This window comes from Methylibium rhizosphaerae, from assembly GCF_006386545.1.
Lineage (GTDB): Bacteria > Pseudomonadota > Gammaproteobacteria > Burkholderiales > Burkholderiaceae_C > Pseudorivibacter > Pseudorivibacter rhizosphaerae.
This window is the reverse complement of record NZ_SWAR01000087.1, coordinates 1-6,105: the sequence shown is the minus strand read 5'-3', so window position 1 is coordinate 6,105 and position 6,105 is coordinate 1. Positions and strand designations below refer to the sequence as shown.

The 6,105-nt window shown below is 62.8% G+C and carries 7 protein-coding genes; all 7 read left to right on the top strand.

Annotated features, from left to right (window positions below):
- On the top strand, positions 1-428 hold a 428-nt coding region (locus E8D38_RS27270), incomplete at its 5' end, for a calcium-binding protein (protein WP_140637422.1).
- Positions 425-1,039 carry a hypothetical protein gene (locus E8D38_RS27265; protein ID WP_140637421.1) on the top strand — a complete coding sequence of 205 codons (615 nt, stop codon included), beginning with the start codon at positions 425-427 and terminating at the stop codon, positions 1,037-1,039. The genes E8D38_RS27270 and E8D38_RS27265, both read left to right, overlap by 4 nt.
- A 4-nt stretch (positions 1,040-1,043) precedes the next feature.
- On the top strand, positions 1,044-2,846 hold the full coding sequence (locus E8D38_RS28690; RefSeq protein WP_140637420.1) for a calcium-binding protein: 1,803 nt from the start codon (positions 1,044-1,046) through the stop codon (positions 2,844-2,846).
- On the top strand, positions 2,803-2,946 hold the full coding sequence (locus E8D38_RS29580) for a hypothetical protein (protein WP_181179528.1): 144 nt from the start codon (positions 2,803-2,805) through the stop codon (positions 2,944-2,946). Before E8D38_RS28690 ends, E8D38_RS29580 begins: the two co-directional genes overlap by 44 nt.
- A 10-nt stretch (positions 2,947-2,956) precedes the next feature.
- Positions 2,957-3,877: a hypothetical protein gene (locus E8D38_RS27255; RefSeq protein ID WP_140637419.1), complete on the top strand. Its 921-nt coding sequence runs from the start codon at positions 2,957-2,959 to the stop codon at positions 3,875-3,877.
- Positions 3,878-3,879: 2 nt separating this feature from the next.
- A complete protein-coding gene (locus tag E8D38_RS27250; protein WP_140637418.1) occupies positions 3,880-5,019 on the top strand; it encodes an alpha/beta hydrolase family protein in 1,140 nt (379 codons plus the stop codon).
- 38 nt (positions 5,020-5,057) lie between these two features.
- Positions 5,058-6,105, top strand: a 1,048-nt coding sequence (locus E8D38_RS29405) for a calcium-binding protein (RefSeq protein ID WP_281286170.1), incomplete at its 3' end; no start/stop codon positions are given.

The window sequence follows — 6,105 nt, the reverse complement described above, 5'->3', positions numbered from 1 at the left end:
AGGGCGGCAGTGACGAAATCTACGGAGGCGACGACGCCGACTACATGGTCGGCGACGACCGTGATCCGGTTCGCGCACCCCTGAGCACGCACGGCAACGACTACCTGGATGGTGGTGCCGGGGTCGACCAGATATGGGGCGGCGGCCGCGACGACGAGCTCTTCGGCGAGGCGGGCAACGACCAGCTGTGGGGCGACGACGAACCATCCTCCGTCGTGGCATCCGCGTACGGGCAGGACTATCTGGATAGGGAAGAGGGTGACGATACGCTGGTCGGTGGCGCCGCCGCGAAAACCCTCCGGGGCCTGAGCGGGAACGATGCGCTGCTGCGCCGTGGAGTGCCTATGGTTCTCAAGCTTGTACGAGCAGGTGCGAGCTTCGGCACAAAGAGCGCCGTCAATGATCGCCGCTGGGCCTTTGCAGCATGAAAAGCCGCCCTTTCCCCTTTGACGACACGCAGTCGCCCGTTGACGTGCCGCCTCCGATACCGGCCCTCTCCTGGGCTGGTGCCTTGAGCCCTTTGCTGTTGGTGCCGATGGCAATACCTGTGCTCGTTGCGCTATTCGCGCCGGACAACGTCCTGGACTTGTGGCCGTGGGCTCGACGCTTCACCGCATGCGTGCAGCGCATGGTGCCGTTCATGAACATGAGCGCGCACGCGAACTCGACGGTGTTTCCGCAGGTGGCGCTGCTGGCGCACAGCCTGACCGTGGCGTTGATTCCGGTGCTGTCGCTTGTATGGACCGTGCAGAGCGTCGCCGTTTACCCGCAAAACTTGGCACGACGGAGCGCACTAGGGAGGATGCCTGTCAAACAGCACCTCATGGTTCTCCTTAGCCCATTGCTGTTTCTCGGTTCCATCTACTTCTTCATTGCGATTCCGGGTGACCCGTCTTTCGGAAAGGGCTTCACGACCCATAGCCGAGGAGGGTTTGCGTTTCTGACCGCATGCGGGCTGTATCCGACCACTATGGGGTTGGGCGCTCAACTGGCCAATATTCGTATCTTCATCGACACCTATCTCAAACCGCGAGCCTGACGACATGACCACCACAGCTGAGTACAGCTTCATCGCTGCGTTCAATCGCAAGATCAGCGAGCCGGACATCTTCGACTACGTCGGGGGGCCGGTTGCCGGCGTCGATACCTTCTACGCCGAACTGGGCAAGCTTGCCAGGGCCCTGCAAGACAAGACCTTGACCGCTGCCGACGCGCAATCGGCCAAGGTGTTGCTGCAGACGTTTTCGGACGGTGTCAACCGCCTCAACGACCGCATCACGCAGGCGGGCGCGACGCCAGGCAGCGTGCAAGATGGCAAGTTCGCGCAGTACTTCAAGTCACTGAAGGACCAAGTCAATCTTGCGATGCAGCAGGTCAGCTACGCGGCAGACGAGATTGCCGCAGGCAACTCTGCATCCATCCAGAAGTTCAGCGCAGCGGCCTCTTCGGTGCTCAAGCAAGTCGGTGCTGCGCTCGGCCTGATTCAGATCGGCAAGGAGTTCTACGACAACGGGCTTACGGAAGCGGGCGTTGATCGGGCGGGGGAGAAGGCGCTCGGGGTGCTGACCGGGCTTGTGGGCGGTGAACTCGCTGTTGCAGGTGTTGTGGCATTTGGAGCTGCTCTTGCTGCTCCCGCGCTCTTGACTGCTGCAGCAGCGATAGGGGCTGCGGTATTCGTTGGCTACTTGGCCGGCAAGGCCGGCGAAGCGATGTGGCAGCCGGTGCGCGATTGGGGGCAGGATTTGCTGGGGCGGGTTTTTGATACAGGCTCTGTTGCTTACACAACGCTAAGCGTCAATCTGAGCGACCTCGCGGTGAGCATGGGCCGCTTTGACGGTACCTGGCTCGAAGGTCTTGATGCGTCTGATGAACAGAAGGCCGCATTCACGACCTTGCTGGCTGGCGTGTCGCAACTGCCCGCAAGCACACACATGAATGCGGACATCAAGCGCTTGCTCGAAGCACCTTTCGATGACACAGCGCTGGTTTCACGCGATGCGCTCATCCGCACGGTGCTACTCATCGCGCAAGAGCAGCATGGCTACCCTGGTGAGCGTGTCACGACCTCTGCCGGCTCTGTCACGTTGACGCTTCCAGCTTCGGCACCGGGGGCGCTCGCTGCTCTGCGCGACCTGGCACAAAACTCATTGAGCGAGCAGGACCGAAGCGGCTTCGCTATCAGTGGTGCAAACCGTGTGGTCGTTTCTACCTCCGGAGGTACGCTGGCCGGCGGCGAACTTGATGACCTGATCCTGGGCAGTGCAGCTGTCGATGGGCTGATCGGTGGAGCCGGGCAGGACGAGTTGCTGGCAGGAGCAGGTGCCGACACCCTGCTCGGCCAGCAAGGCGCTGATGTGTTGTTCGGAGAGGAGGGCGACGACTACCTGGATGGTGGTGATGGCAGCGACCACCTATACGGCGGTAGTGGCCGGGACACCTACACCTTCACGGGAAGTTTTGGTGGGGACTGGGTAGTCGACAGCGACGGTGAAGGTGTCATTACGGTCGAAGGGCACACCATTCGCGGTGCAGAAGCCAAGAAGGTTCGAGACGGTGTGTATAGCGACGGAACCTGGACCTACGTGCTTGCGGACAATGGTCACGGCGGAAAGGATCTCATCCTTCATCGGGACAGTTCGCTGAACTCGATTCGCATTCGCGACTGGACCAACGGCGAACTCGGCATCACGCTCGACGAAACCGAACAACAAGCCCCGGCCAACACCACGCTGGCGGGCGACTTCATCAAGGCCGCCGACGAAGGCGGCGTGGGCTACCGGTGGCGGCGCCGCAGAAACCCTCCTGGGCCTGGGCGGCAACGATGCGCTGCTGGGCGGAGGCGGTGACGACCTCATCGACGGTGGCGACGGCAACGACGTGCTCATGGGCGGGCTGGGGCGCTGGGCACCCTGCCACGCGCAACAGCGCTACTTGGCGGCGGCATAGGAGAACGGATTTGGCTGAACTCACTTGGATTCCCGACGCTCTGCGAACGCTTGGCGGGCTTTACATCGCACTGGCGCTGGCGTCGCTCGCGTGTGCGTTTATCAAGCCGAAGACCGCCTGGAACAGGGGATGGGCGGTTGCTGGCGTTGTCGTGCTCTTCGGCGCTCTGCCCATGGGCTCGTACATCGCCGGTCGCGATGAGCGGCAGCACCGCAAGGAGCAAGAGGCAAGGCAGGCAGCGGCTAAGGCCCGTTTCGAGATGCGCTGCAAGAGTGCTGGCGAAAAGATCCACCGCACGGTGGAGAACGTGGACGGCGTGGTGTGGATGAAGTGGCGCGAGCCCATTTCCAACGCCGACAACTTTGCCGACCAGTACAAGCTCAACGATCCCTACGGACAGGACTGTGGGGGTGAGGACTGCATCGTCAAGCTGCTGCGAGCTACCGAAGGACTGCAGCTCGACCCGCAGAAGAAGGAGCCGCACCACGAGGGCTACAGATTCGTCGAGAGCCTTGACCCGCGTGACGGCAAGCCGTATCGCCACACCTTGCGGCTATATCGGCCGTTCGATCGCGAGCCGAAGTGGCTCGAGACGCTGATTCGTCCCGAACTGGTGACCGAGCCAATTGACAAGCTCACCGCCCGCTACGGCGTGACGTGGGACGACATCTCCACGAAGGAAGACCGTGACTACTGGATTGCAGGCGGCTCCCTGAAGGTGATCGATCTTCAGACCCAAGAAGTGATCGCCGAGCGCATCGGCTACATGATGGATTGGGGACAAGGGAGCCAAGCGGGGTTCAGATCGCCGTGGGGAGCAGCCTCCGACAACGCGTGTCCTTCGAAGGTCGATGCAGACGGCAAGCGGACGCAAATCGGCTTTACACAGAGATTCGTAAATCAAGTTCTACAACCTAACAGAGAAGAGTGAGCATGCCTGCCAACTCCGTTTCCACTTATCTCACCTATGCGCAGCTGCAGATGGCGGCTGAGGCGCGATTGGATCTATTTGGGAATCAACTCAACGTCGCGGCGCTGACCTTCGGCAACAACCGCTCCAGCAGGTTCAGCGATGTGCAAGCGGAACAGTTCGCGCACGAGTGGAAGGTGGTTGCTCACCAGCCCAACACGAACACCGGTTTTAGCGGCACGGTGTTCGAGTGCCTCGTCGACGACCCAGCGCGAGGTCTGACCCGAGGCCAGCTCGTGATGAGTTTCCGCTCCACCGAGTTCATAGACGATGCCGCCCGAGACAACCAGGCGACCAACGCAATGGAAGTAGCACAGGGCGGCTGGGCGATGGGGCAGATCGCCGACATGGAGGACTGGTTCAGGACGCTGAGCCAGCCTGGAGGCGCCCTGGCGGGCAAGACCTTCAGCGTCACGGGCTACAGCCTGGGTGGCCACCTGGCCACGGCCTTCAACCTACTGCACCAGGGTGAAGGCCGCATTACCTCTACCTACACGTTCAACGGCGCAGGCGTCGGCCAAGTCAATGCCGGTGAGTCCCTGCGGGCCATCGTCCAACGCTTCGACGCACAGCGCAGGAACACTGACGGCAACCAGATCGTCTTCAGCGACCCCGCGGCCCGCTCCACCTACCGGGAACTTCGCAGCCTCCTCACGGGCGGTGTGGCCCCGACCGAGCAGGACATCCAGAACGTACTGCGCGTCATGCAGAACGGCTTGATGGACAACGCCCAGGGCGCGCTGCTCGTCTCGGCCATGAAGCGCATCCAGGTCGTCATGACCGAAGCCGCGCGCGTGCCCACCCTGAGCAGCGGCAGCGCGTCATCGGCCCCGCCCACCAACGTCAACGCCAGCCAGATCGAAGCCACCCGGCTCGACTACCAGCTGGCTGTGCTCATCGCCCAGCGCAGCACCCAGGCCCTCAGCGTGGCTGGTGGAGGCCTCACACCGCCATCGACAGCCGCAACACACTCGGTCCGCTGGCCAATTTCTACGACGTCTACGGCGCGACCTACCCCTCTGCCGTGGCCAACTCTCAGTATCACTACGGCGTCGCGACGCAGGTGTTCATCGAGGACCAGCCCCTGTACCGCGGCAGCGTGATCAGCGACTCGGCCCGCGCCTCCTTCGAAGCCTTCGACGTGCGGCTGCTGGTCAACGGCTACAGCCAGAACGACTTCGGCGACACCCACAGCCTCGTGCTGATGATCGACGCGCTGAGCGTGCAGGAAGCACTCACCCAGTTGGACCCAGAAGTCACCACCAGCACGCTCAACCAGATCCTGCTGGCCGCCTCCAATGCACGAGCCGCTGCCGACGGTAGCAACAACGGGCAAGGCAGGGCCGAAGGCAACGTGCTGGAACATGTGCTCGACGGATTGCGTCGGTCCCTGCTAGGGCCTTCCATCCCTGAAACACAGGCCAACATGAGCGGCGGCACCTGGGCCAACATCGCCGACAGGAACGTGTTCCATGACCGGCTGGCCGCCCTGCTCAACAGCCAGACATTCACGGACCTCGCCGGCAAAGTCACGCTGATCAGCGCCGCCGGCAACAGTAGCCTGCCGAGCCAGGCGCGCAGTGACTTTGCCGCCTTGCTGGCGCTGACGACTCTGTCACCCGTGGTCCTTACCGTCAGGTCACCAGATGCTGCGTCAGCAGTGGAGTCCGCCCTGTCGCAAGCTTGGGGCAGCACCTACACCGACTGGCTGGCCGACAGAGCGGTCATCGAACAGGGCGGGGACGCAAATCGGCTCAACTTCAGCGACAACTGGCTCAACGACCGCCAGGCGCTGCTGCAGTGGCAGATGATGCGCAACATCAGGAACATCGAAGGCAACACCATTACCGGCGCGATGGCCGGTCAGAACATCCTAGAAGCCACGAACTTCGAAGACCGCGCCAGCGGTACGCAGATTTTCGTCGGCGTCGTCGACCAGGCAAACCAGCGCGTGCAGGTGATCTTCGGGGGCGAGTCCGCCGAGAGCTTGAGCGGTTACGGTCGCAACGACCGCCTCTACGGTGGTGCCGGCGACGACACCCTGAACGGCGAAGGCGGCAACGACCACCTCGAAGGCAACGCCGGCGCCGACCAGCTCAACGGCGGTGAAGGCTCCGACACGCTGCTGGGCGGTGCCGGCAGCGACACGCTCGATGGCGGGCAGGGCAACGACACGCTGACCGGCGGAG